Genomic DNA, 22,736 nt, shown 5'->3' on the forward strand with positions numbered 1-22,736 from the left:
TAAGGGGCTCTGTCACCATGGACCGCGTGACTGAATCCTACGAAGCCCCAGTCTCCCAGACGCTCTTCGCTCGCGCTGCCCGCGTGACGCCGGGCGGAGTGAACTCTCCGGTGCGCGCCTTCGGCGCCGTGGGCGGTACGCCCCGGTTCATGGTCTCCGGTGCCGGTGCGTACCTGACGGACGCCGATGGCCGGGAATATGTGGATCTGGTGTGTTCGTGGGGCCCGATGATCCTCGGTCACGCCCACCCGGTGGTCCTGGAGGCGGTCCGGGCCGCCGCCGCCCGCGGCACCTCCTTCGGCGCCCCCACCCCCGGCGAGGTCGAGCTGGCCGAGGAGATGGTGGCGCGGGTGCCGCCCGTCGAGCAGGTGCGGCTGGTCTCCTCCGGCACCGAGGCCACGATGTCCGCGATCCGCCTGGCGCGCGGCTTCACCGGCCGGGCCAAGGTCGTCAAGTTCGCCGGCTGCTACCACGGGCACGTGGACGCGCTGCTGGCCGCCGCCGGCTCCGGCGTCGCGACGTTCGGCCTGCCCGACACCCCCGGCGTCACCGGCGCCCAGGCCGGCGAGACCGTCGTCCTGCCGTACAACGACCTGGACGCCGTGCGCGCCGCGTTCGAGGCCCACCCCGGCGAGATCGCCTGCGTCATCACCGAGGCGGCGCCCGGCAACATGGGCGTCGTGCCGCCCGCGCCCGGCTTCACCCGTGGCCTGGCCGATCTGTGCGCCGCGCACGGCGCGCTGCTGATCTCCGACGAGGTGATGACGGGCTTCCGGGTCAGCCGCCAGGGGTGGTTCGGCATCGAGGGCGTCGCCCCCGACCTGATGACGTTCGGCAAGGTGATGGGCGGCGGCTTCCCGGCGGCGGCGTTCGGCGGGCGCGCCGACATCATGGAGCGGCTGGCGCCGGCCGGTCCCGTCTACCAGGCGGGCACCCTCTCGGGGAACCCGGTGGCCACGGCGGCCGGGCTGGCGCAGCTCCGGCTGCTGGACGACGCGGCCTACGCGCGGCTGGACGCCACCGCCGCCGAGCTGCGCGGCCTGGTCGGGCAGGCGCTGGCCAAGGAGGGCGTGGCGCACACGATCGGCGTGGCGGGCACCATGTTCTCCGTCTTCTTCACCGGCGAGCCGGTGACCGACTTCGCCTCCGCCAAGGCGCAGGACGCGTTCCGCTACACCGCCTTCTTCCACGCCATGCTGGAGCGCGGCGTCTACCTGCCGCCGTCCGCCTTCGAGGCGTGGTTCGTGTCCACGGCCCACGACGAGCGGGCGCTGGAGCGGATCGCCGCCGCCCTCCCGGCCGCCGCCCGCGCCGCGGCCGAGGCGGAGGACCCGGGCGCGGGACGCGACACGTGAGCGGCACCATGAACCAGTCGGACATACCGGGGACGGACAACGGGGACAGCGCGGACATGAGCAGCGACGAGCGGACGGTCGTCCACGTGGTGCGGCACGGCGAGGTGGAGAACCCGACGGGGGTCCTCTACGGACGGCTGCCCGGCTTCCACCTCTCCGAGCTGGGCCGGCGGATGGCCGAGCGCGTGGCCGAGCACCTCGCCGGCCGTGACATCACCCACGTCGTGTCCTCGCCGCTGGAGCGGGCGCGGGAGACCGCCGAGCCCATCGCCACGGCGCACGGGCTCGACGTGGCGACGGACCGGCGGCTGATCGAGGCGGCCAACGTCTTCCAGGGCAAGACCTTCGGCGTCGGCGACGGCGCCCTGCGCCGGCCGGGGAACTGGCGGCACCTGCGCAACCCGTTCCGCCCGTCCTGGGGCGAGCCGTACGTCGAGCAGATCGTGCGGATGAAGGGTGCCCTCGACGCGGCGCGGGACGCGGCGCGCGGCCACGAGGCGGTGTGCGTGAGCCACCAGCTCCCGATCTGGATGCTGCGCAGCTTCGTGGAGCGGCGCCGGCTGTGGCACGACCCGCGCAGCCGCCAGTGCACGCTGGCGTCGCTGACCAGCTTCACGTTCGTCGGCGACGACATCGTCTCCCTCACCTACACGGAACCCGCCCTCGACCTCGTCCCCGTCCACCTGCGGGCCGGCGCCAAGCCGGTCAAGGGGGCCGGCGCGAGCAAGGGATATGGGGCCTGACCAGGAGCCATACGCGGACAAGGGGGGCGCCCAAGATCACCGTGGGGCGCATGGGAAACTTTTCACATGATCCAGTTCCGGGCTGTCAGCGTGGCCCTGGCCGGGGCCCTGACCGGGGCGCTGGTGCTCACGTCGTGCGCCGGCGACCAGGCCGGTCCCTCCGGCGGCGACACCAACATCGTGCAGGGCACGGGTGAGATCACCCAGGTCGCGGCGGCCGACCGCGAGGAGGCCCCCGACCTCACCGGCGAGTCGGTCGACGGCGACCCGTTGCGCCTGTCCGACTACCGGGGTCAGGTCGTGGTGCTGAACATCTGGGGCTCCTGGTGCCCGCCCTGCATCGCCGAGGCGGACAACTTCGTCCGGGTCGCCGAGGACACCGCCGACCAGGGCGTCCAGTTCCTCGGGATCAACACCCGCGACCGGTCCCGCGAGAACGCCGACGGCTTCGAGCGCACCCACGATGTGCCCTACCCCAGCTTCTACGACCCCGACGGGCGGCTCCTCCTGGAGTTCCCGAGCGGCAGCCTCAACCCGCAGGCGATCCCCACCACCCTGATCATCGACCGCGAGGGCCGCATCGCCGCGCGCGCGCTCAAGGCGCTCACCGAGGAGGAGCTGCGCGCCGCCCTCGACCCCGTGATCGCCGAGGGATGACCCGGCCGTGGAATACAACCAGACGGTTCTGAGCGGGGCGCTGCTCCTGGCCCTGCCCATCGCGCTGCTCGGCGGCCTCGTGTCGTTCTTCTCGCCCTGCGTGCTGCCGCTGGTCCCCGGCTACCTGTCGTACGTCACCGGCGTCGGCGGCGCCGACCTGAAGGAGGCCAGGCGCGGCCGGATGGCGCTGGGCGCCTCGCTCTTCGTGCTCGGCTTCTCGGCCGTCTTCGTCTCCACCGGCGCCCTCTTCGGCGGCATCGGCTCGGAGCTGCTGGAGCACCAGCAGACCCTCAGCCGTGTCTTCGGGGCGCTGACGATCCTGCTCGGCGTGATGTTCGCCGGGCTGCTGCCCCGGCTCAGCGGGCGGGAGTTCCGCTTCCACGTCAAGCCCGGCGTCGGGCTGGCCGGCGCGCCGATGCTCGGCGTCGTCTTCGGCATCGGCTGGACGCCGTGCATCGGGCCGACGCTGGGGGCCGTGCAGTTCCTGGCGTTCAGCGAGGCCACGGCGGCGCGCGGCGCGCTGCTCACGTTCGTCTACTGCCTCGGTCTCGGCCTGCCGTTCATCGTGGCGGCGCTCGCCTTCCGCCGTACGCTCGGCGCGTTCGGCTGGGTCAAGCGGCACTATGTCTGGGTCATGCGGCTGGGCGGCGGCATGCTGATCGCCACCGGACTGCTCCTCGTCACCGGTGTCTGGGCCGACATGGTGTACGAGATGCAGGTCTGGTCTTCCGACTTCGGCGTTTGGATCTGACAGGTATGGCGGGTATGGCCAACGACAGCACGACGCGGACGCAGACGGAGACGCGGACGGAGACGCGGACGCAGACGGAGGCGGAGACCCTGGCGGACGAGGCCACGGCCGCCGCCGGGCTCTCCACCGCCCCGGCGGCGGACGCGCCGGAGGATGAGCCGGCCGGTACCGCCGTGCCCGGCTCGTTCGGCGGCCCCCGCGCGCCGGGCGCGCTCGGCACGGCCCGCTGGCTGCTGCGCGAGCTGACCGGCTGGGCGCGCTGGACCTGGCGGCAGCTCACCTCCATGCGCGTCGCGCTGATCCTGCTCTTCCTCCTCGCCCTGGCCTCCATCCCCGGCTCGCTGATCCCGCAGGACGAGGTGGACGCCACCCTCGCCCAGGAGTTCAGGACCCGTAACGAGGCCCTGTCCGGCTTCTACGACAAGCTCCAGCTCTTCGACGTCTACTCCTCGGTGTGGTTCTCCGCGATCTACACCTTGCTGTTCGTCTCCCTCATCGGCTGCATCGTCCCGCGCACCTGGCAGTTCATCGGCCAGTTGCGCGGCCGTCCGCCGCGCGCCCCGCGCCGTCTGACCCGGATGCCCGCGTACACCACGTGGCGCACCGACGCCGAGCCCGAGCGGGTCCTCGACGCCGCGCACGGGCTGCTGCGGCGCCGGCGGTTCCGCGCGCACCGCGAGGACGGGCCCGGCGGCGCGCACGTCGCGGCCGAGAAGGGATACCTGAGGGAAGCCGGGAACCTGCTCTTCCACCTCGCGCTCATCGTGATGCTCGTCGCGTTCGCCGCGGGCCGGCTCTACTACGCCGAGGGCGGCAAGCTGATGGTCACCGGGGAGGGCTTCGCCAACACCCTCACCCAGTACGACGACTTCGAGTCCGGCTCGCTCTTCGACGTGGACGACCTGGAGCCGTTCGGCTTCACGCTCAACGAGTTCCACGCCGACTACTCGCGCGACAGCGTCGACCTGGGCACCGCCACCGAGTTCCGCGCCGACATCACCTACTGGACGGCCGACGGCGCGGAGCAGGACGCGTCGATCGAGGTCAACCACCCCGTGCACGTCGGCGACGCCCGCATCCGGCTCCTCGGCCACGGCTACGCGCCCGTCGTCACCGTCACCGACGGGCAGGGCCAGATCGCGTTCAGCGGGCCGGTGCCGTTCCTGCCGCAGGACCAGGCGCTCAGCTCGACCGGCGTGATCAAGGTCAGTGACTACGTCGGCCCGGACGGCGAGCCCGACCAGCTCGGCTTCCAGGGCTTCTTCAACCCCAGCTTCGCCCTCGACGACGTGCGCGGGCCGCACTCCACGTTCCCCGAGCCGGACCTCCCGGTGCTGACGCTCAACGCCTTTCACGGCGACCTCGGCGTCAACTCCGGCCTGCCGCAGAACGTCTACCAGCTCGACACCACCAACATGGAGCAGTTCCGGGACGCCGACGGCGAGCCGGTCCGCTTCAACCTCCTGCCCGGCGAGTCCTTCGAACTGCCCGACGGCATGGGCACCCTCACCTACGAGGGCTTCGAGAACTGGGCGACGTTCCAGATCACCACCAAGGCGGGCAACGACTGGGCGCTGGGCGGCGCGCTCGCCGCGGTCGCCGGGCTCGCCCTGTCCCTGCTGCTCCAGCGCCGCCGCGTGTGGGTGCGGGCGTACGCGGGGGACGACGGCCGCACCGTCGTCGAGATGGCGTCGCTGGGCCGCACCGAGTCCGCCAAGATCCCCGAGGAGCTGGCCGACCTCGCGGCCCGGCTCCAGCCGGACGCACCGCTCATTCCCGAGTCAGCCGATCCCGCCGAAGGAGCACCACGTCCATGATCCTCGCCGCCAACGAGGGCCTCGCCGACTTCAGCGACATGCTGATCTACGCGTCGATGGCCGTCTACGCCCTGGCGTTCCTCGCCTATACCACCGAGTGGATCTTCGGCAGCCGCAGCAAGGTGGCGCGCACGGCCGCCGCGCTGTCGGCGGCGGCCGAGGGGACGTCGCCGGCGCGGGGGCCCGTCGTGACCGTGCGGAAGAACGGCACGACCAGCGTGCTGGAGCGGCCGGAGGTGGTCACCCGCTCCTCGGTCCCCGCCCGGGACGCGGTCCCGGACGGTCCGGGGGCGGCGGGGGAGGACGAGCAGGGCGACCTGTACGGCCGGATCGCCGTGTCCCTGACGACCCTGGCGTTCCTGCTGCACTTCGGCGGGGTGCTGTGCCGGGCCCTGTCGGTCTCGCGGGGGCCGTGGGGGAACATGTACGAGTTCTCCACCGCCTTCTCGGCCGTCGTGGTGGGCGCGTTCCTGGCCTTCCTGCTCGCCGGGCGGAACGTCCGCTGGCTGGGCCTGCCGCTGGTTACCACCGTGCTGCTGGACCTGGGCCTGGCGGTCACCGTGCTGTACACGGAGAGCACGCGGCTGGAGCCGGCGCTCGACTCGATCTGGATGTGGATCCACGTCCCGCTGGCGATCATCTGCGGCGGCCTGTTCTACCTGGGCGCGGTGACCAGCGCGCTGTTCCTGCTCCGCGACCGCTACGAGACGAAGCTCGCCGCCGGGGGCCGCCCGCGCGCGGCGATGGCGTCGGTGATGGAACGACTGCCGTCGTCGGTGACGCTCGACAAGTTCGCCTACCGGATCAACGCGGCGGTCTTCCCCGTCTGGACCTTCACGATCATCGCGGGCGCGATCTGGGCCGAGTACGCGTGGGGCCGCTACTGGGGCTGGGACCCGAAGGAGGTCTGGGCGTTCATCACGTGGGTGGCCTACGCCTGCTACCTGCACGCCCGCGCGACGGTCGGCTGGAAGGGCCGCAAGGCGGCCTACCTGGGCATCGCCGGATTCGTGTGCTTCATCATCAACTACTACGGCGTCAACATCTTCTTCGACAGCCTCCACTCCTACGGCGGCGTCTGACCCCTCCCCGCCCACGCGGCGGCGACGCGCTTCGCGGCGCTGCGGTCCGCACGCCCCCGTGCGGTCGGGGCGGCCCGTCGCGTGCCGATGGCGGCGGGTCGTCGGGCGAGCGCGCTTGGGCGGTGGCGGGTGGATGTCGGGTCGGGTCTCGTGCCGGTGCTCGGTCGTGGAGTCGGTACGGGCTTCGCGCGGCGGCGATGCGCCCGCGCGGCGGCGCCGGGCTCGACCATGGGCCGGGCCTCGTGTGTCGGGGCGGCCCGTCAGGTGGCAATGGCGGCGGGTGACCGGGCCGGCTGGTGGCGCCCGCGCCCGGCCGTGCCGCCCCCTGGGGGGAAAAACCCTCGTCGGCCACCCCCCGCAGGGGGGCTCATGTGGCCGGGGGTGGGTTCTCCTCGTCGCCGTCGTGGCCGCGCAGCTCTTCCTCTTCTTCGCGGGGGGCCGGGCGGGTCTCGTTCAGTGAGCGCAGGAAGTCGGGGTTGTCGTCCGGGGCGACCCAGCCGCCGGAGGCGGGGCGGCGCGCGGAGGCGCCGCGGCCGGGGAAGGCGCGGTCGCGACCCACGAAGATCCAGGCCAGCGGTCCGATGACCCAGGCCAGCACGATCAGCAGGATCCAGAACAGCTTCGGAAGATGCTTGATCTCCTCGTCCTTGGAACTGATGCAGTCCACCAGGGCGTAGATGGCCAGCGCCAGCGGCACCAGAAACAGCAGCACCCTCAGCATGGTAGTCCCCCAGGGCTGGACGGACCGGGCCCGTGCGAGGCCCCCTGACAAGGCCAGGGTAATGCGTCCGGAATACTGAGCGGCATGGCATACGACGATCTCCGTTCCCTGCTGAAGGCCCTGGAACGGGACGGCGACCTCACGAGGGTCAAGGCCGAGGTCGACCCCCACCTGGAGGTGGGAGAAATCACCGACAGGGTGAACAAGGCAGGCGGCCCGGCGCTTCTCTTCGAGAAGGTGAAGGGCTCCGACCTGCCCCTGGCCATGAACGTCTTCGGCACGGACCGCCGCATGCTGAAAGCGCTGGGGCTCGGCTCGTACGGCGAGATCAGCGAGAAGATCGCCGGACTGCTGAAACCGGAGCTGCCCCAGGGATTCGTGGGAATGCGGGAGGCCTTCGGCAAACTCGGCGCGATATCGCACGTGCCACCGAAGAAGGTGAAGCACGCGCCCGTGCAGGAGGTCGTCCTCAAGGGCGACGAGGTGGACCTCATGGCGCTGCCCGCCCTCTTCACCTGGCCCGAGGACGGCGGCTCGTTCTTCAATCTCGGGCTGACCCACACCAAGGACCCCGAGACCGGAATCCGCAACCTCGGCCTCTACCGGCTCCAGCGCCACGACCGCCGCACCATCGGCATGCACTGGCAGATCCACAAGGACAGCCGCAACCACTACCAGGTCGCCGCCCGGCGCGGCGAGCGGCTGCCGGTGGCGATCGCGTTCGGCTGCCCGCCGGCCGTGACGTACGCGTCGACCGCGCCGCTGCCCGGCGACATCGACGAGTACCTCTTCGCGGGCTTCGTGCAGGGCAAGCGCGTCGAGCTGGTGGACTGCCTGACCGTGCCGCTCCAGGTCCCGGCCAACGCCGAGGTGGTGCTGGAGGGCTGGCTGGAGCCGGGCACGATGCTGCCGGAGGGGCCGTTCGGCGACCACACCGGCTTCTACACGCCGCGCGAGCCGTTCCCCGCGCTGACCATCGACTGCGTCACGACGCGGAAGAAGCCGCTGTTCCAGTCGATCGTCGTCGGCCGCCCGCCGACCGAGGACGGGCCGCTGGGCCGCGCGACCGAGCGGTTCTTCCTGCCGCTGCTGAAGATCATCATCCCGGACATCGTGGACTACCACCTCCCCGAGGCCGGCGGCTTCCACAACTGCGCGATCATCTCGATCGACAAGAAGTACCCGAAGCACGCGCAGAAGGTGATGTCGGCGGTCTGGGGCGCGCACATGATGTCGCTGACGAAGCTGATCATCGTGGTCGACGCCGACTGCGACGTGCACGATCTGCACGAGGTCGCCTGGCGGGCCTTCGGGAACGTGGACTACGCGCACGACCTGCTGCTCACCTCCGGCCCGGTCGACCACCTCGACCACGCCTCCTACCAGCAGTTCTGGGGCGGCAAGGCGGGCGTCGACGCCACCGCCAAGTGGCCCGAGGAGGGCTACACGCGGGACGGCGGCTGGCCGCCCATGATCGTCTCCGACCCGGCGACCGCCGAACGGGTGACCCGCCGCTGGAAGGAGTACGGGCTGTGACGGCACCGGCGGTCACCGACGGCGGCGGCCGGGGGCCGTCGGGCCCGAGACGCGTCCGGGCGTTCCTGCGCCTGGTGATGATCGAGCACTCCGTCTTCGCCCTCCCCTTCGCGTACATCGCCGCCCTCACGGCGATGCACCTGGCGGACGAGACGGTGCACTGGGCCGAGCTGGCCCTGGTCACCGTCGCGATGGTGGGCTTGCGCACGTTCGCCATGGCGGCCAACCGGATCATCGACCGCGAGATCGACGCCCGCAATCCGCGCACGGCGGGGCGCGAGCTCGTCACGGGCGCGGTGTCGGTGCGCACCGCGTGGACCGGCGCGCTGGTCGCGCTCGCCGTCTTCGTCGCCGCGTGCGCCCTGCTCAACCCGCTCTGCCTGGCCCTGGCGCCGGTCGCGGTGGTCCCGATGGTGGTCTACCCGTACGGCAAGCGGTTCACGGACTTCCCGCACGCCATCCTCGGCCTGGCCCAGGCGATGGGCCCGGTCGGCGGCTGGCTCGCGGTGACCGGGTCCTGGTCGTGGGACGCCGCGATCCTGGGCGCGGCCGTGGGGCTGTGGATCGGCGGGTTCGACCTGATCTACGCCTGCCAGGACGTGGCGGCCGACCGCGCGCAGGGCGTCCGTTCGGTGCCCGCGCGCTTCGGCGTCGCGGGCGCACTGTACGGGGCGCGGGCCGGGCACGCCGCCACGATGGCGCTGCTGGTGTGGTACGCGGTCGCGACGGACGGCGGGCCGCTGCTGTGGGCGGGGCTGGTGGTGGTCGCGGCGGCGTTCGTCTACGAGCACGCGATCGTCGGCCCGGGCGACCTCAGCCGCGTCAACCGCGCGTTCTTCACGGTCAACGGCTTCGTCGGGATAAGCCTGTTCGTCTTCGCGCTGGCGGACCTGGCCGTGCGCGGGCTGAGCGTCTAGACCTCGCGGCCGGAGTCCGTCACGAAGTGGTCGAACTCGTCGTTCCGCACGCCGAGGACGAACGCGTGCCACTTGGCGCGCGTGGTCGTGACGATCCTGCCGGGCTCGTCGGTCTGCCGGATGTGGATCAAGTCCCCTTCCCCGGCGGCCACTTCGAAGCAGTGCTCGTCGCTGCCGTCCTCGACCTCGGCCCGGACCCACTCCAGCCGGTCAGCGTCGATCCGTGCCATGTCCCATCCTTTCGCCGGTCACCGGGGTGTCCCCGGGGTCTCAGGTGACGTCGAGGCGGAGCAGGCCGCCGTTGGCAAGGGTCCACAGGCCGGTGGCGTCGGCGGCCGGGGCGATCGCGTCCGCGCCGGTCAGCTCGCCGTCGAGCAGCGGCTGCGGCTCGGCGACGAGGGAGGTCCCGTCGAGCGGGATCCGCCACAGCAGGTCGCCCGCGTCCGGCACCCACAGCGAACCGGCCGCGGCGGCCAGCCCGGCCGGGGTGTCGCCGTCGGCCTCCCAGACGGGGACGGGTTCCCCGCCGGGCACCACGGACTGGACCGCTCCGGCGTCGAGGGCCCACAGCCGGTCGCCGTCCCAGGCGAGGCCGCGCACGTCGGTGTGGCCCGAGGAGTAGACATAGGAGCCGGGGGCCGGGTTGTCGTCGGGGATGCCGCCGTCCGGCTCCATCCGCAGCACCTTGCCCGCGAAGGACTCGCCGTCGGTGGTGAGCCCCGGCTGCCCGGCGTCGCCCGTGCCGACATACAGCATTCCGTCCGGGCCGAACGCGAGCGCGCCGCCGTTGTGCGTCCCGGCCAGCGGCAGGCTCGCCAGGACGGTGTCGGCGGCGCCGCCCCACTGCTGGCCCTCCGCCCGGCCCGGGTAGTACCGGTGCGCGGCGACGCGGCTGCCCGCGGTCTGCGTGACGTAGGCGAAGACCTCCACGACCTCGGCGTCCGCGTCCGCGGGCTGCACCGCGAGGCCGAGCAACCCGCCCTGGACGGTGCCGATCTCGGCCGCCGTCCCGTCGGCACGGCTGATCAGGGTGATGGCACCGGTGGCGCGCGCGCCGACGAGCAGGTCGCCGTCCGGCAGCTCGGCGACGCAGCACAGGCCGTCGCCCAGCCCGGCGGCCAGCGGCTCGGCGATCTCGGCCGTGCCCCGCGCGGCGGCCGGCGGCTGCTCCGCGGCCGGTGGCTCCGACTCCCCGGGCGGCGTGTCCGGTCCGCCCGCTCCGGGCTCCGGGTCCGGCCCGGGACCGGGGTCACCGGTCCCGCCGGTCTCCTCGCCGGACGGCGGCGCGGACGCCCCGGGCGTCGCCGCGCGGTCCGCCCGGTCGGCGGCGGGCCCGGCCGAACAGCCGGCGGCCAGCGCCCCCACCGCCGCGACCGCCGCCACGCGACGAGCGACGCGCCATCCCCGCATGCGCAGCCGTCTCTCCTAGATGGACATGCCGTAAATGATGGTGAACAGCGTGCCGAGCGACCCGATGATGAAGACACCCGTCAGGCCGGCCACGATCAGGCCCTTGCCCTGCTCGGCGCTGAACGAGTCCCGCATGGCGGTCGACCCGATCCGCTGCTTGGCCGCACCCCAGATGGCGATGCCGAGGCAGATCAGGATGGCCATGGCCATGATCACCTGGATCATCGTCCGCGCCTGGTCCCCGACCTCGCCGAACGGCCCCCAGTCAGGGGCGATGCCACCGATGATGTTGTCGATATCGTCCTGCTGTTCCTCATCCACCGAACTCACCGCCCAACTGGCTTCTTAACCCCTCTCCGGATTGTGCCACGCCGCACTGACAGGGTGTGAACGCATGCGCGGAGGTTTCCGGTCGGGTGGGGACGTTGGTGCGCGTGATGCGGGTGTTGCGGGGGCGCGTTCAGAACTCCCCGTGCGGGCTTTCGTCTTCGGGGGTGCGGAGACGGCCGGAGAGCAAGGTCACGGCCAGCAGCGGCGGTTCGTCCGGCCCGCCGGCCAGGGTGACGGCGGCGGTGTGTCCGGACCCGGCGTGCCGCAGGAGGACGCGGGCGGAGCGGTGGGCGTCGGGCCGGTCGGCGGGCGGCCCGCCGTCGGCGGCGATGTCCCAGCCGCGCGCGGGCAGTCGGCGCCGCAGCCCGTCCATCCCGGCCTCCAGCGTTCCGCGCGGCACCCCGGAGACGGACCAGGCGTGCCGCACCCGGTACGCCCGTTCGTCCGCCGGGTCCGTGGCGTGGAAGCAGACGCCGGGGCCCGGCTCGCTCACCGTGCCGCGGATCGCGAGCGCGTCGAGGAGCTCGCTGGACAGCTCCCGGGCCCGGGCGCGGGCGGCGGCCACGGACCGGACGACGGGCGCGGCCTCCTCCCCGAACCCGTCCGCCGGACCGTCCTGTCCGGCGGGCCCCGGGGCGATCTCGGCGTGCCGCCCGGCCGCCACCCACGCCTGGTGGGCGATGCTGTCCGGGTCGCCGTCCGGGCCGATGAGGGTGATGTGACCCTGCCCCGGCACCGTGCGCGCGGTCCGGAGCCCGGCCATGAGGTCGCGCAGGGCCGCCTGTCCGGGCGGGCCGCCGAGCCAGGTGACGGTCGCGACGTGTTCGCCGGGGGCCAGATGGTGGATCTGCCGCCACAGGTCGGCCGCGTCCGCCAGGTCGCGGGCGACGGTGGCCGGGCCCGAGCCGGGGCCGGGCACGCGGACGGCCAGGTGGGCCGCCGTGTCCGGGTCGCCGTCCGCGACGACCGCGCGGACCGGCCCCTCCGGTCCGTCCCCGCCGTCCGGTCCGTCCCCGCCGTCCGGTCCGCCGACGTGGAACGCCAGCAGGAACGCCTCGGGGGGGCCCTCCACGCCCGCCGCCGCGAGCCGGACGCGGAGAGCCGCGACCGCTTCCGGTTCCCCGTCCGCCGTCTCCAGCACGGCCCGGTTCGCCCGGTCCCGCACGGTGGCCGGCAGGCCGTCGAGGGCGCCGATCCGGGCCGGGCGCACGGCCAGCAGCGTCTCCCGGTCGCGCGGCGCCAGGCCGTCCCACCAGGCGCGGTTGGCCCGTGGCGACCGGCCCGCCGGGACGGCCGGGGCCTCGGTCAGGCCGGGCGGGGCCGCCAGCTCCGCGAGGGTGCGCGCGTACCGGGCGTCCGTCTCCTCGGCGCGGCGCAGGGCGCCGGTGATGCGGTCCGCGAGGCCGGTGACCGTCGCCCGGTGGGCGATGCCGGAGGAGGCGACCGCCGCGGCCGGTGCCGGATGGCTGAGGCGGCCGTCGTCCGCGACCTCGTACCCGAGTTCCCCCGCCTCCTCCAGGGCCGCGCGCAGCCCGGCGCGCGCCTCGGCCAGCTCCGCGGCCAGGCCGGTGAGGGCGGCCTCGATCTGTCCGCACCGGACGCGCGCGTAGCGGCAGTTGTCGGCCAGCCGCCGCAGCCGGTCCTGCCCGGCCCCGGCCACCTCGCCGCCGCACGGCGGGTCCGCGCCGATCATCCGGGCCTCGACGAGCTGCCACGCCTCCTCCGCCCACTGGGCGGTCGCGCCCCAGCGGGCCGCCTCGGCGGCGAACGACTGGGGCAGCATGTCGCGCAGTTGGGGAACAGTGATCACCGGAGGGTGCCCTCGGCCCGCTCGTCGGCGCGGTCGAAGGCCGCGGCGGCGAACGTGAACCCGTCCCGCAGCCGGGCGCATTCGGACTGCACGGTGGTGAGCCGGTCCGACCAGCTCGCCCGCACCTGCCGCAGGGCGCGCGCGGATCTCAGCCCGGCCGTACCGTGCCGTGCGCCGGCCGCGGTGTCCGCGCGCAGCCGGGGGAGCACGGCGTCGAGTTGCTCGTGCAGCGCGTCGGCGTGGCGGGCGAGGCGGCGCAACGTCTCGGTGCCGGCATCCGGTTGTGACAGCATGTAGCCGCTCCTTCACTCAGGGCGCTGATGGGGGCCCCAAGGTACCGAAGGGCGGGGACCGGCGCACCCCGACGGCCCGGTGATGCGGCACAGTGGTGCGCGTGGAGCCGTTGCGTAGCCAGGATCCCGCGGTCATCGGGGAATTCACGTTGTTGGCCCGGCTCGGCGCCGGAGGCATGGGGAGGGTGTACCTGGGGCGGTCGCCCGGCGGAACGCTGGTGGCGGTCAAGGTGATCCGCGAGGACCTCGCGGACGAGGCGGGGGCGCTGGCCCGGTTCGGGCGCGAGGTGGCCACCGTGCGGACGGTGCGCAGCGCCTACACGGCCGATCTGGTCGGCGCCTCGCTGGACGCGCCGCCGTACTGGCTGGCCACCGAGTTCGTGCCCGGCCCGACGCTGCTGCGGGCCGTGCGGGACGCGCCGCTGGCGCCCGAGCTGTGCACCGGGCTCTTCGCCGCGCTGGCCGAGGCGTTGGCGGCCGTGCACGAGCAGGGCGTGGTGCACCGGGACGTGAAGCCGCACAACGTGATCCTGTCGCCCGCCGGGCCGCGGCTGATCGACTTCGGCATCGCGCGGGCGGTCGAGCAGACCAGGCTGACCCGGACCGGGCAGGCGCCCGGCACCCCGGGCTACACGGCGCCCGAGGTGCTGACCGGCACGGAGGCCGGCCCGGCGGCCGACGTGTTCGCGCTGGGCGCGACGCTGGCGGCGGCGGCCACCGGCAGGCCGCCGTACGGGGACGGCGAGTGGGCCATCGTCAGTTACCGGGTGGTGCACGGCGAGATCGACGTGGACGGCGTGCACCCGGGCATCGCGGCGCTGATCCGCGACTGCGTGGCGCGCGACCCCGGACGGCGGCCCACCCCACGGGAGATCATCCGGCGCTGCGGCGTGCGCTGTGCCCTGGCGGAGGTCCCGGCGTACCGCGCGCTGACCGCCCCGGCCGAGCCCGTCCCCGCCGACCTGGCCACGGCCGCGGCGGCCGGCCTGGTCCCCCCGGGCCACGGCGCCCGTCCCCGCCGCCGCCACGTCGTCCCGATCCTCGCCGCCGCCCTCGCGGTGGCGGCGATCGCGACCACGGCCACCCTGACCCTCCTCCCGGACGGCGACGCGGGCGAGGAACCGCGCGACTTGGACGTCACCTTCGACGACACCGCCCCGCCCCCGCCGGACATCGGCGGGGCGGAGGAGGAGGGCCCCGGGCGGATCGTGGCGACGAACCCGGTGCGGGACACCTGGGACGGCGCCGGATGCAACCTTGAGGACGAGGAGGACGTCCCGCTCCTCCACGACGTCTACGTCGAGGAGGGCGACGGCGCCGACGGCATGGGAGCGGCGGTCAACTTCGGCCACAATCCGGCCTTCGGCTCGCTGGACGGGCCCTACTGGGTGGCGGCGGCCGTGAAGCCCCCCCACGACATCGACCCGGCCAGCGGCACGCCGTTCGAGGGCAGCCCGAACCTCAGCCTCGGCTACGCCAGCGAGGCCGTGGACATCGCGTCGGGGGAGTACGTCCAACTCACCTATCCCGACGACTTCCCGGGCGCGATCCCGCTGACGAACGACCCCGGCCCGTGGACGGTCCTCTTTTATCGGGTCGAGAGTCCGCGCGACTATGTGAGGATCGGCTGTACGGGCTTCACCGTGGACTGAGGGCTGCCAACGGCCAGCAGGCGGAGGATGGTTGAGGAATGCGACGGGTGCTGCTGTTCGCCGGGCTCGGTTTCGCGGGTCTCGCGTGCTTCATGGCTCTCCTGGTCGTCGGCGTCTACAGCGCGGGCGCCGGGCTGCTCGGCGGCGCCGGGAGCGGCGACGGCCAACTGGCGCGGAACACCGTGCCGGAGGAGTACGCGCTGATGGTGCAGGAGTGGGGCAACTACTGCGAGACGCTGTCGCCGGCGCTGCTGGCCGCGCAGATCAACCAGGAAAGCGGCTGGCAGGCGGACGTGGTCAGCCACGCCGACGCCCAGGGCATAGCGCAGTTCATCCCCAGCACGTGGCAGACCCACGGCATCGACGCCAACGGGGACGGCGAGGCCAACGTGTGGGACCCCGAGGACGCCATCCCCTCCGCCGCCGTCTACGACTGCACCCTCGCGGACTACGTGGCGGACGTCCCCGGCGATCCGGTCGACAACATGCTCGCCGCCTACAACGCCGGTCCCTACGCGGTCATCGAGGCGGGCGGCGTCCCGAACATCACCGAGACCCAGAACTACGTCCGCATCATCCGCGAAGCGGAGGCCAGCTTCGCCGCCGTCCCCGCCGACCAGCCGTTGCCGCCGCTGGAACAGGCCGCCGGGGCCGTGCACTTCGCGCAGGAGAAGCTCGGGACACCGTACCTGTGGGGCGGTGACGGCACGCCCGAGGAGGGCGGGCGGTTCGACTGTTCCGGGCTGACCAAGGCCGCCTACGAGTCCGTCGGCATCACCATCCCGCGCGTCGCCAACGACCAGTGGAACGCCGGGCCGCACCCGGACCGTGACGAACTGCTGCCGGGGGACCTGGTCTTCTTCGCCTACGACCTCAACGACCCGCGCAGCATCCACCACGTCGGCCTCTACGTCGGCGGCGGCTACATGATCAACGCCCCGTACACCGGCGCCGTCATCCGCTTCGACCCGATCGACTCACCGGACTACTTCGGCGCGACCCGGCCCACCGCCTGAGCACCGCGCGGGACGTCCCGGTCGTCGTCCGCCGTCGCACGCCCTCCCACCCGGCCTCTGTCGAACCGAACGGTAAAGATTCAGTCAAAGATTGCGTTTTCAACTGACACGACGCGTTGCTGTTCGATAACGGCAATGCCGCCTTTCGATGGACATAGGTGCACACGGGGAAGTACTTGACGTTACCTGTACCGGAACAGGGGCTCCTCTTCCCTGCCGGCCCCGGCAGGGACCCCCACGCCTGAAGGGGCCGCGACGGCACATGGCTGGTCTCGATCAACTCGACAACCCCGACGTCGAACTCGACGTCCTCTACGACCTCAACGGCCTCGCCGAGCGGCTTCCCGGCTGGGCGGAGAGCGTCCTGGTCTTCGTCGGCCAGCGCGGCATCCCCGCCGCCCTGGTGCTGCTCACCGCCGTCGCCTGGGTGCTGCTGCGCCGCCGTCCCGACGCGCCGCAGGCCGTCGCCGGCGTGTTCTGGGCGGGGCTCGCCGCCGGGATCGCCTGCCTGGTCAACGCGCCCATCCGCGGCTTCGTGGCCCGCCCCCGGCCCGTCGACACCCACCCGGACCTGCACGTCCTGGTCGCGGGCGAGGGGTACTCGTTCGTCAGCGACCACGCCGCCGCCGCGGCGGCGGTCGCGGTGGCGCTCTTCCTCGTCCACCGCGGCCTGGGGGCCGCCGTCTTCGGGCTCGCCGTGCTCCAGGGCTTCATCCGCGTCATGCTCGGCGTGCACTATCCCACCGACGTCATCGGCGGCTTCGCCCTCGGCGCCGCCGCCGCGCTGCTGCTCGCGCCGCTCGCCATGGCGACGCTGACGCCGCTCGTCGCGCTCTGCGCCAGGACCCGCGGCCTGGGCTGGGTCGCGCGCCGCCCCGACGCCTCCGCCTGTCCGGCGCCCCACGCCGAGCGCGGCCTCGCCGCGTGAGCCGCCCGAGCCGCCCGAGCCGGGGCGTGTGCTAGGCCGCCGCGTCGGCCATGTGTGCCGCCGCCTCGCTCCGCGCCAGCGGCCGGGAGCGGCGGGCCGGGCCGTACCAGCCGCACGTACATCGGGGAGCCATGAAGGGCCCGCGTTCGGTGAGAGTGACGTGGTGCTCCCCCGTCGTGGTGGCGGGCGGGAGCGGCTCTTCTTCACCCTGCTCGTGCACCCCACCACCGTAACGGCCGCCCCGGGGAGTCGTTAGGGGGGACAAGTCCGAAACGACCGGTGTTTGGGGGTGTCGGCAGACCATGGCGGTGTGGCGGCGCGAGCGAGAAACGCGAGGGAACGCGATCGCCCCGCGGACCGCGGGCTGCGCCGGGCTGCTGGCCGCCCTGCTCGCCGTCGCCGGCTGTTCGGGAACGGGCGCCGCCGCCGAGGACGAGCGGGCCGGGAAGAAGAACGGCGGCGGGGCCGGGGCCGAGGAGGTCATCCGCCGGGCGGCCGACCTGCTCGCCCGGTCGGGCACCTCGCAGGCGCACACCGCGATGCAGATGGCCTCGGGCGGCACCCGCATCACCATCCACGGTGAGGGCGGCTTCGACTACGGCGAGCGCGTCGGCGAGCTGCGCGTCACCCTGCCGGAGGGCGGGCCCGTGACCGAGGTCTTCGTGCCGGGCCTGCTCTACATGAAGAACCGGGGCGCGGGGGTGCCGCCCGACAAGTGGGTGCGGGTGGACGTCGACTCGCTCCCCGACGGGAACCTGGTGACCGGCGGCGCCACCGACCCGATCACCGCCGCCGAGCTGCTGCGCGGGGTGCGGACCGCGGCCGACCTGGGGGAGGCCACGGTGCACGGCGAGACGCTGCGGCACTTCCGCGGGGTCACCGACATCGCGGCGGCGGCGGAGGCCGCGCCCACGGAGCAGTCCCGGGAGCAGCTCGCCGCGGCGGTGGACGGCTTCACGCGGACCGAGGTCCCGTTCGACGCCTTCCTGGACGAGCAGGGGCTGCTGCGCAAGGTGCGCCACCAGTTCAGCTACGCGGGCGACGCCCAGGGGGTCGACGTCGCCTCCACCGTGACGCTGTACGACTTCGGGGTGCCGGTGACGGTCGCCCTGCCGGACGCCGGGGACGTGTACGCCGGGGCCGTGGCCTGAGCGGGGGCCGTGGCCTGAGCCGTGGCCTGTTGGCCGCGGCGCGCGGCTGCCTCGTCGCGCGGACGGGCCCTACGTTCTCAGCATCCGGGCGATGGCCGCCGTGGCCTCCTCGACCTTCTCGTCGATGCCGGGGCCACCCTGCTCGGCGGCGTGCGCCACGCAGTGCCGCAGGTGCTCCTCCAGCAGCTGGAGGGCGAACGACTGGAGGGCCTTGGTGGAGGCGGAGACCTGCGTCAGTATGTCGATGCAGTACACGTCCTCCTCGACCATGCGCTGCAGCCCCCGGATCTGCCCCTCGATGCGGCGCAGCCGCTTGAGGTGGGCGTCCTTCTCCTTGCTGTAGCCGTGGGGGCCGTGCGGGCCGCCGGCGGCCGACGCTTTTCCCGCCGCCGAGACCGTGTCGAACGTGGTCATTCCGGTCCTCCTGGGACTCGTATACCCCTGCTGGGTATAGCGTAACGAATAGTCGGCGGGGCAGGCAGTATCGTGCAGCCCCGGGCGGCGACCCTCTGCCTGGTCTGTTCATTTTCTATTCACCCACAACCGTCAGCCCCTTCACCTGGCGTACCTACGTTCGGGGGCGAGGGGTTACGGGAAGGATCGAACGACAGTGACGCTACGCCTCGGCGCGGTGCTGGTCTCCGCCGCTCTGGTCGCCCTCACTGCCTGCGGAACGGACGACAACTCCGGCCTCCCCGGAGCCGTGGACTTCTCGCTGGAGAGCCTGGACTGCGGCCCCGGCGGCGCCCTCCTCGCCTCCGGGTCCAGCGCCCAGTCCAATGCCATGGAGGTCTGGGTGAACACCTACCAGGCCAACTGTGACGGCAGCCAGATCAACTACAAGGCGACCGGCTCCGGGGCCGGCGTGCAGGAGTTCCTCCAGGGCACCACCGCCTTCGCAGGCACCGACTCGCCCCTCACCGAGGGCGAGGTGGACGCCTCGCGCGCCGTCTGCCGCGACGGCGGCCACGCCGTCCACCTCCCGATGGTCGCCGGGCCCATCGCCGTCGGCTACCACCTCCCCGGCGTCGATGACCTCGCCCTCGACTCCGCCACGCTGGCCAGGATCTTCGACTCCCAGATCCGCAGATGGAACGATCCGGCCATCGCCGCGCTCAACCCGGACGCCGACCTGCCGGACATCCCGATCACCCCCGTCCACCGCTCCGACGGCTCCGGCACCACCGACAACTTCACGTCCTACCTGCACGCCGCGGCACCCGACGCGTGGCCCCACGAGCCGGACAAGGCGTGGAAGGGCTCCGGCGGCCAGTCCGCGGACGGCTCCTCCGGACTGGTCGGCATGGTCCAGCAGAACGAGGGCGCCATCGCGTACTTCGAGTTGTCCTACGCCCACCAGAACGGCATCGACACGGTCCGCATCGACACCGGCGCCAGCGAGCCCGTCGAGGCCACCGTGGAGAACGCCTCCAACGCCATCGCGGAGGCCCCGCCCGCCGGCACCGGCGACGACCTCGTGCTGGAGCTCGACTACGGCACCCGCGCCGAGGGCGTCTACCCGATCGTCCTGGTGACGTACGAGATCGTCTGCGACCGGGGGAACGACCCGGCCACGCTGGATCTCACCCGCGCCTTCCTGCGGTACGCGGCGGGCGAGGAGGGACAGCGCGCCCTCGCCGAGATCGACTACGCGCCGATCTCCGACGACATCATCCAGCAGGTGCGCCGGCGCATCGACGCCATGGCCTGAGACCGGGAACCCCTATGCCCGCCACGAAGAAGAACACCACGACGCGCCTCGGTGACCGGGTGTTCAGCACGCTGTCCAAGGGGTCGGGGATCGCGCTGCTGGTGATCATGGCCGCGATCGCCGTCTTCCTCGCCATCCGCGCCGCCATCGCGATCAGCCAGGACGAGGGCAACTTCCTCACCACCTTCGAGTGGGAGGCCAACGCCGACCCGCCCGTCTTCGGCATCGCCGTCCTCCTCTTCGGCACTGTCGTCAGCTCGGTCATCGCGATGGTGCTGGCCGTGCCCGTCGCGGTCGGGATCGCGCTGTTCATCTCGCACTACGCGCCGCGCCGGCTGGCCACCGGCATCGGCTACGTCGTGGACCTGCTGGCCGCCGTGCCGAGCATCATCTACGGCCTGTGGGGCGCGCTCTACCTGGTGCCGCACATGACCGGCCTGTTCCTCTGGCTCGACCAGTTCTTCGGCTGGACCGGCGTCCTGGCCTACGACGGAACGCCCGCCCGCTCCCTGATGACCGTGGGCATCCTGTTGGCCATCATGGTCCTGCCGATCATCACCAGCGTCACCCGGGAGGTGTTCCTGCAGACCCCCAAGGCCAACCAGGAGGCCGCCCTCGCGCTCGGCGCCACCCGCTGGGAGGTCATCCGCATGACCGTGCTGCCCTTCGGCCGCTCGGGCGTGATCAGCGCCTCGATGCTCGGCCTCGGCCGGGCGCTGGGCGAGACGATGGCCGTGGCCACCGTGCTCTCCCCGAGCTTCCTGATCAACGCCAGCCTCCTGGAGTCCGGCGGCAGCACGTTCGCGCAGAACATCGCCAGCCAGTTCAAGGAGGCCGGCTCCACGGGCCGCGACGCGCTCATCGCCTCCGGCCTCGTCCTGTTCGTCCTCACCCTGCTGGTCAACGGCGCGGCCCGGCTCATCATCGCCCGCCGCGCGGAGTACTCGGGGGCCAACGCATGAGCAACCTCGACATCACCGCGCGCCGCACGCCCGTCGGCAACGGCCGGACCACCCTCCGGCCGCCCCGGCTGCCGCGCTGGGCCGGCGTGGCGCTGGTCGTCGGCTCCCTCGCCGTCGGTGCCACGGCCGGGCTGGTCGGCGGGCTCGACAGCCGCGTGCAGTGGGGCCTGATCGCCGCGCTGGTCTTCGTCGCCGCGACCTACGCCCTGTCCGCCGCCATAGAGGGCCGCCGGTACGCCAAGGACCGGATGGCCGCCATCCTGGTCTGGGGGTGCTTCGTCGTCGCCGTGCTGCCGCTGGCCTCCCTGGTCTGGGAGACGGTCACCCGCGGCGTGCCCGGCGTGGACTGGTACTTCCTGACCCACTCGATGAACGGCGTGCTGAGCTGGCAGCACGGCGGCGGCATCTACCACGCCCTGCTCGGCACGGTGCAGCAGGTGCTGATCGCCTCCGTCCTCGCCATCCCGATCGGCCTGCTCACGGCCGTCTACCTGGTCGAGTACGGGCGCGGGAAGCTGGCGAAGGCCATCACCTTCTTCGTGGACGTGATGACCGGCATCCCGTCGATCGTGGCCGGCCTGTTCATCCTCAGCCTGTGGATCATGATGCTCGACCTCGGGTACTCCGGGTTCGCCGGGGCCATGGCGCTGTCGATCCTGATGATGCCGATCGTCGTCCGCTCCACCGAGGAGATGCTCAAGCTCGTCCCCAACGAACTGCGCGAGTCGGCGCTCGCGCTGGGCGTGCCGAAGTGGCGGACGATCCTGAAGGTCGTGCTGCCCACGGCGATCGGCGGCATCACCACCGGCGTGATGCTGGCCCTGGCCAGGATCGCGGGCGAGACCGCGCCCATCCTGCTGCTGGTCTTCGGCAACCAGATGATCAACGCCAACGCGTTCGAAGGAGCCCAGTCCTCCCTGCCACTCTTCGTCTACGAGCAGTGGGGGTACGGGACCGAGCAGGCGTACGACCGCGCCTGGGCGGCGGCCCTCGTGCTCATCGCGTTCGTCATGATCCTCAACCTGGTCGCCCGCGGCATCGCCCGCTGGAAGGCCCCCAAGACCGGCCGCTGACGCGAGCGACGAGAGAAGAAGAAAGAGAGGGCCCGTCATGGCCAAGCGCATCGAAGTCAGCGCACTGACCGCGTACTACGGCACCCACAAGGCGATCGAGGACATCACGCTCGACGTCGAGCCCCGCTCGGTGACCGCGTTCATCGGCCCGTCCGGCTGCGGCAAGTCGACCTTCCTGCGCACGCTCAACCGCATGCACGAGGTGACCCCCGGCGGGCGCGTCGAGGGCAAGGTGCTGCTGGACGACGAGGACCTCTACGGCCCCGGCGTCGACCCGGTGTCCGTGCGCCGCACGGTCGGCATGGTCTTCCAGCGGCCCAACCCGTTCCCCACCATGTCCATCTACGACAACGTGGCGGCCGGGCTGCGGCTCAACGGCATCTCGTACCGCAAGTCCGAGCTGGACGACATCGTGGAGAAGAACCTGCGGGCCGCGAACCTGTGGAATGAGGTGAAGGACCGGCTGAACAAGCCCGGCTCCGGGCTCTCCGGCGGCCAGCAGCAGCGGCTGTGCATCGCCCGCGCCACGGCGGTGGAGCCGGAGGTGCTGCTGATGGACGAGCCGTGCTCCGCGCTCGACCCGATCTCGACGCTCGCGATCGAGGACCTGATCGCCAAGCTGAAGTCCCAGTACACGATCGTGATCGTCACGCACAACATGCAGCAGGCGGCCCGCGTCTCGGACCGCACCGCCTTCTTCAACCTCTCGGCGATCGGGCAGCCGGGCAAGCTGGTCGAGGTCGACTCGACGGACCGGATCTTCTCCAACCCGTCCGTGCAGGCGACCGAGGACTACATCTCGGGCCGCTTCGGGTGAGAAG

Annotated in this window: 24 protein-coding genes; 16 read left to right on the plus strand and 8 right to left on the minus strand. The window is 72.8% G+C overall.

Annotated features, from left to right (window positions below; all coding sequences use genetic code 11):
- Positions 1-17 precede the first annotated feature (17 nt).
- The 6 genes from hemL (at position 18) to ccsB (ending at position 6,405) form a co-directional block, all read left to right on the plus strand.
- On the plus strand, positions 18-1,355 hold the full coding sequence (gene hemL / locus ACSNOC_RS05775) for a glutamate-1-semialdehyde 2,1-aminomutase (protein ID WP_436746146.1): 1,338 nt from the start codon (positions 18-20) through the stop codon (positions 1,353-1,355).
- A 56-nt stretch (positions 1,356-1,411) separates the two neighbouring features.
- A complete protein-coding gene (locus tag ACSNOC_RS05780) occupies positions 1,412-2,098 on the plus strand; it encodes a histidine phosphatase family protein (RefSeq protein WP_436746186.1) in 687 nt (228 codons plus the stop codon).
- Positions 2,099-2,164: 66 nt separating this feature from the next.
- Positions 2,165-2,755, plus strand: coding sequence for a TlpA family protein disulfide reductase (locus ACSNOC_RS05785; RefSeq protein ID WP_436746147.1), 591 nt, complete (start codon positions 2,165-2,167; stop codon positions 2,753-2,755).
- 7 nt (positions 2,756-2,762) lie between these two features.
- A complete protein-coding gene (locus tag ACSNOC_RS05790) occupies positions 2,763-3,506 on the plus strand; it encodes a cytochrome c biogenesis CcdA family protein (protein ID WP_436746148.1) in 744 nt (247 codons plus the stop codon).
- Positions 3,507-3,520: 14 nt separating this feature from the next.
- The gene (gene resB / locus ACSNOC_RS05795) at positions 3,521-5,323 is read left to right on the plus strand and encodes a cytochrome c biogenesis protein ResB (protein ID WP_436746149.1); all 1,803 of its coding nucleotides are present in this window, start codon (positions 3,521-3,523) and stop codon (positions 5,321-5,323) included.
- On the plus strand, positions 5,320-6,405 hold the full coding sequence (gene ccsB / locus ACSNOC_RS05800) for a c-type cytochrome biogenesis protein CcsB (RefSeq protein WP_436746150.1): 1,086 nt from the start codon (positions 5,320-5,322) through the stop codon (positions 6,403-6,405). The genes resB and ccsB overlap by 4 nt, the downstream gene beginning before the upstream one ends.
- Positions 6,406-6,772: 367 nt before the next feature.
- Here the strand turns inward: ccsB and ACSNOC_RS05805 are convergent, their stop codons facing one another.
- On the minus strand, positions 6,773-7,126 hold the full coding sequence (locus ACSNOC_RS05805; protein ID WP_436746151.1) for a PLD nuclease N-terminal domain-containing protein: 354 nt from the start codon (positions 7,124-7,126) through the stop codon (positions 6,773-6,775).
- Positions 7,127-7,210: 84 nt separating this feature from the next.
- Between ACSNOC_RS05805 and ACSNOC_RS05810 the strand changes: the two genes are divergently transcribed.
- Complete coding sequence (locus tag ACSNOC_RS05810; RefSeq protein WP_436746152.1) at positions 7,211-8,662, plus strand: menaquinone biosynthesis decarboxylase; 1,452 nt, start codon at positions 7,211-7,213, stop codon at positions 8,660-8,662.
- Positions 8,659-9,579, plus strand: a complete 921-nt coding sequence (gene mqnP, locus ACSNOC_RS05815; protein WP_436746153.1) for a menaquinone biosynthesis prenyltransferase MqnP — start codon at positions 8,659-8,661, stop codon at positions 9,577-9,579. The genes ACSNOC_RS05810 and mqnP overlap by 4 nt, the downstream gene beginning before the upstream one ends.
- On the opposite strand, the gene ACSNOC_RS05820 is transcribed toward mqnP, so the two are convergent.
- From ACSNOC_RS05820 to ACSNOC_RS05840, 5 genes are all read right to left on the minus strand, one after another.
- Positions 9,576-9,809, minus strand: a complete 234-nt coding sequence (locus tag ACSNOC_RS05820; RefSeq protein WP_436746154.1) for a DUF397 domain-containing protein — start codon at positions 9,807-9,809, stop codon at positions 9,576-9,578. The two genes, mqnP and ACSNOC_RS05820, sit on opposite strands and share 4 nt — an antisense overlap.
- A gap of 40 nt (positions 9,810-9,849) precedes the next feature.
- Positions 9,850-10,989 carry a PQQ-dependent sugar dehydrogenase gene (locus tag ACSNOC_RS05825; protein ID WP_436746155.1) on the minus strand — a complete coding sequence of 380 codons (1,140 nt, stop codon included), beginning with the start codon at positions 10,987-10,989 and terminating at the stop codon, positions 9,850-9,852.
- A 15-nt stretch (positions 10,990-11,004) separates the two neighbouring features.
- Positions 11,005-11,310 carry a hypothetical protein gene (locus ACSNOC_RS05830; RefSeq protein WP_436746187.1) on the minus strand — a complete coding sequence of 102 codons (306 nt, stop codon included), beginning with the start codon at positions 11,308-11,310 and terminating at the stop codon, positions 11,005-11,007.
- A 139-nt stretch (positions 11,311-11,449) separates the two neighbouring features.
- Positions 11,450-13,129: an alpha/beta hydrolase gene (locus ACSNOC_RS05835; RefSeq protein ID WP_436746156.1), complete on the minus strand. Its 1,680-nt coding sequence runs from the start codon at positions 13,127-13,129 to the stop codon at positions 11,450-11,452.
- Positions 13,126-13,422, minus strand: coding sequence for a type VII secretion target (locus tag ACSNOC_RS05840; protein WP_436746157.1), 297 nt, complete (start codon positions 13,420-13,422; stop codon positions 13,126-13,128). Before ACSNOC_RS05840 ends, ACSNOC_RS05835 begins: the two co-directional genes overlap by 4 nt.
- A gap of 101 nt (positions 13,423-13,523) precedes the next feature.
- On the opposite strand from ACSNOC_RS05840, the gene ACSNOC_RS05845 reads away from it, so the two are divergent.
- The 3 genes from ACSNOC_RS05845 to ACSNOC_RS05855 all read left to right on the plus strand — a co-directional run bounded on the left by ACSNOC_RS05845 (position 13,524) and on the right by ACSNOC_RS05855 (position 17,018).
- A complete protein-coding gene (locus ACSNOC_RS05845) occupies positions 13,524-15,074 on the plus strand; it encodes a serine/threonine protein kinase (RefSeq protein WP_436746158.1) in 1,551 nt (516 codons plus the stop codon).
- A gap of 38 nt (positions 15,075-15,112) precedes the next feature.
- Positions 15,113-16,090: an NlpC/P60 family protein gene (locus ACSNOC_RS05850; RefSeq protein ID WP_436746159.1), complete on the plus strand. Its 978-nt coding sequence runs from the start codon at positions 15,113-15,115 to the stop codon at positions 16,088-16,090.
- 262 nt (positions 16,091-16,352) lie between these two features.
- The gene (locus ACSNOC_RS05855; protein WP_436746160.1) at positions 16,353-17,018 is read left to right on the plus strand and encodes a phosphatase PAP2 family protein; all 666 of its coding nucleotides are present in this window, start codon (positions 16,353-16,355) and stop codon (positions 17,016-17,018) included.
- Between the two features lie 31 nt (positions 17,019-17,049).
- On the opposite strand, the gene ACSNOC_RS05860 is transcribed toward ACSNOC_RS05855, so the two are convergent.
- The gene (locus ACSNOC_RS05860; protein WP_436746161.1) at positions 17,050-17,238 is read right to left on the minus strand and encodes a hypothetical protein; all 189 of its coding nucleotides are present in this window, start codon (positions 17,236-17,238) and stop codon (positions 17,050-17,052) included.
- Between the two features lie 82 nt (positions 17,239-17,320).
- Here ACSNOC_RS05860 and ACSNOC_RS05865 point away from each other — a divergent pair, with 82 nt between their 5' ends.
- A complete protein-coding gene (locus ACSNOC_RS05865) occupies positions 17,321-18,169 on the plus strand; it encodes a hypothetical protein (protein ID WP_436746162.1) in 849 nt (282 codons plus the stop codon).
- A gap of 69 nt (positions 18,170-18,238) precedes the next feature.
- On the opposite strand, the gene ACSNOC_RS05870 is transcribed toward ACSNOC_RS05865, so the two are convergent.
- The gene (locus ACSNOC_RS05870; protein ID WP_436746163.1) at positions 18,239-18,583 is read right to left on the minus strand and encodes a metal-sensitive transcriptional regulator; all 345 of its coding nucleotides are present in this window, start codon (positions 18,581-18,583) and stop codon (positions 18,239-18,241) included.
- 196 nt (positions 18,584-18,779) lie between these two features.
- Between ACSNOC_RS05870 and pstS the strand changes: the two genes are divergently transcribed.
- Genes pstS through pstB form a run of 4 tightly spaced genes read left to right on the plus strand, consistent with a single transcriptional unit; the run spans position 18,780 to position 22,732 of the window.
- Entirely contained in the window at positions 18,780-19,880 is a 1,101-nt protein-coding gene (gene pstS / locus ACSNOC_RS05875; protein WP_436746164.1) for a phosphate ABC transporter substrate-binding protein PstS, read from the plus strand.
- A 14-nt stretch (positions 19,881-19,894) separates the two neighbouring features.
- Entirely contained in the window at positions 19,895-20,842 is a 948-nt protein-coding gene (gene pstC / locus ACSNOC_RS05880) for a phosphate ABC transporter permease subunit PstC (RefSeq protein WP_436746165.1), read from the plus strand.
- A complete protein-coding gene (pstA, locus tag ACSNOC_RS05885) occupies positions 20,839-21,915 on the plus strand; it encodes a phosphate ABC transporter permease PstA (RefSeq protein ID WP_436746166.1) in 1,077 nt (358 codons plus the stop codon). The genes pstC and pstA overlap by 4 nt, the downstream gene beginning before the upstream one ends.
- Before the next feature lie 37 nt (positions 21,916-21,952).
- Positions 21,953-22,732 (plus strand): phosphate ABC transporter ATP-binding protein PstB, encoded by a 780-nt coding sequence (gene pstB / locus ACSNOC_RS05890; RefSeq protein ID WP_436746167.1) that lies wholly within the window; start codon positions 21,953-21,955, stop codon positions 22,730-22,732.
- Positions 22,733-22,736: the final 4 nt, after the last annotated feature.

Source organism: Streptomyces sp. URMC 129 (genome assembly GCF_051386415.1).
Lineage (GTDB): Bacteria > Actinomycetota > Actinomycetes > Streptomycetales > Streptomycetaceae > Streptomyces.

Bases quoted from the DNA above. Each gene is read 5' to 3' on its own strand.
- resB (WP_436746149.1), top strand. From the start codon at position 3,521: ATGGCCAACGACAGCACGACGCGGACGCAGACGGAGACGCGGACGGAG.
- ACSNOC_RS05805 (WP_436746151.1), bottom strand. From the start codon at position 7,126: ATGCTGAGGGTGCTGCTGTTTCTGGTGCCGCTGGCGCTGGCCATCTAC.
- ccsB (WP_436746150.1), top strand. From the start codon at position 5,320: ATGATCCTCGCCGCCAACGAGGGCCTCGCCGACTTCAGCGACATGCTG.
- ACSNOC_RS05820 (WP_436746154.1), bottom strand. From the start codon at position 9,809: ATGGCACGGATCGACGCTGACCGGCTGGAGTGGGTCCGGGCCGAGGTC.
- ACSNOC_RS05840 (WP_436746157.1), bottom strand. From the start codon at position 13,422: ATGCTGTCACAACCGGATGCCGGCACCGAGACGTTGCGCCGCCTCGCC.
- pstB (WP_436746167.1), top strand. From the start codon at position 21,953: ATGGCCAAGCGCATCGAAGTCAGCGCACTGACCGCGTACTACGGCACC.
- ACSNOC_RS05865 (WP_436746162.1), top strand. From the start codon at position 17,321: ATGGCGGTGTGGCGGCGCGAGCGAGAAACGCGAGGGAACGCGATCGCC.
- ACSNOC_RS05810 (WP_436746152.1), top strand. From the start codon at position 7,211: ATGGCATACGACGATCTCCGTTCCCTGCTGAAGGCCCTGGAACGGGAC.
- hemL (WP_436746146.1), top strand. From the start codon at position 18: ATGGACCGCGTGACTGAATCCTACGAAGCCCCAGTCTCCCAGACGCTC.
- ACSNOC_RS05785 (WP_436746147.1), top strand. From the start codon at position 2,165: ATGATCCAGTTCCGGGCTGTCAGCGTGGCCCTGGCCGGGGCCCTGACC.
- pstA (WP_436746166.1), top strand. From the start codon at position 20,839: ATGAGCAACCTCGACATCACCGCGCGCCGCACGCCCGTCGGCAACGGC.
- ACSNOC_RS05855 (WP_436746160.1), top strand. From the start codon at position 16,353: ATGGCTGGTCTCGATCAACTCGACAACCCCGACGTCGAACTCGACGTC.
- ACSNOC_RS05780 (WP_436746186.1), top strand. From the start codon at position 1,412: ATGAGCAGCGACGAGCGGACGGTCGTCCACGTGGTGCGGCACGGCGAG.
- ACSNOC_RS05825 (WP_436746155.1), bottom strand. From the start codon at position 10,989: ATGCGGGGATGGCGCGTCGCTCGTCGCGTGGCGGCGGTCGCGGCGGTG.
- pstC (WP_436746165.1), top strand. From the start codon at position 19,895: ATGCCCGCCACGAAGAAGAACACCACGACGCGCCTCGGTGACCGGGTG.
- ACSNOC_RS05870 (WP_436746163.1), bottom strand. From the start codon at position 18,583: ATGACCACGTTCGACACGGTCTCGGCGGCGGGAAAAGCGTCGGCCGCC.
- ACSNOC_RS05850 (WP_436746159.1), top strand. From the start codon at position 15,113: ATGCGACGGGTGCTGCTGTTCGCCGGGCTCGGTTTCGCGGGTCTCGCG.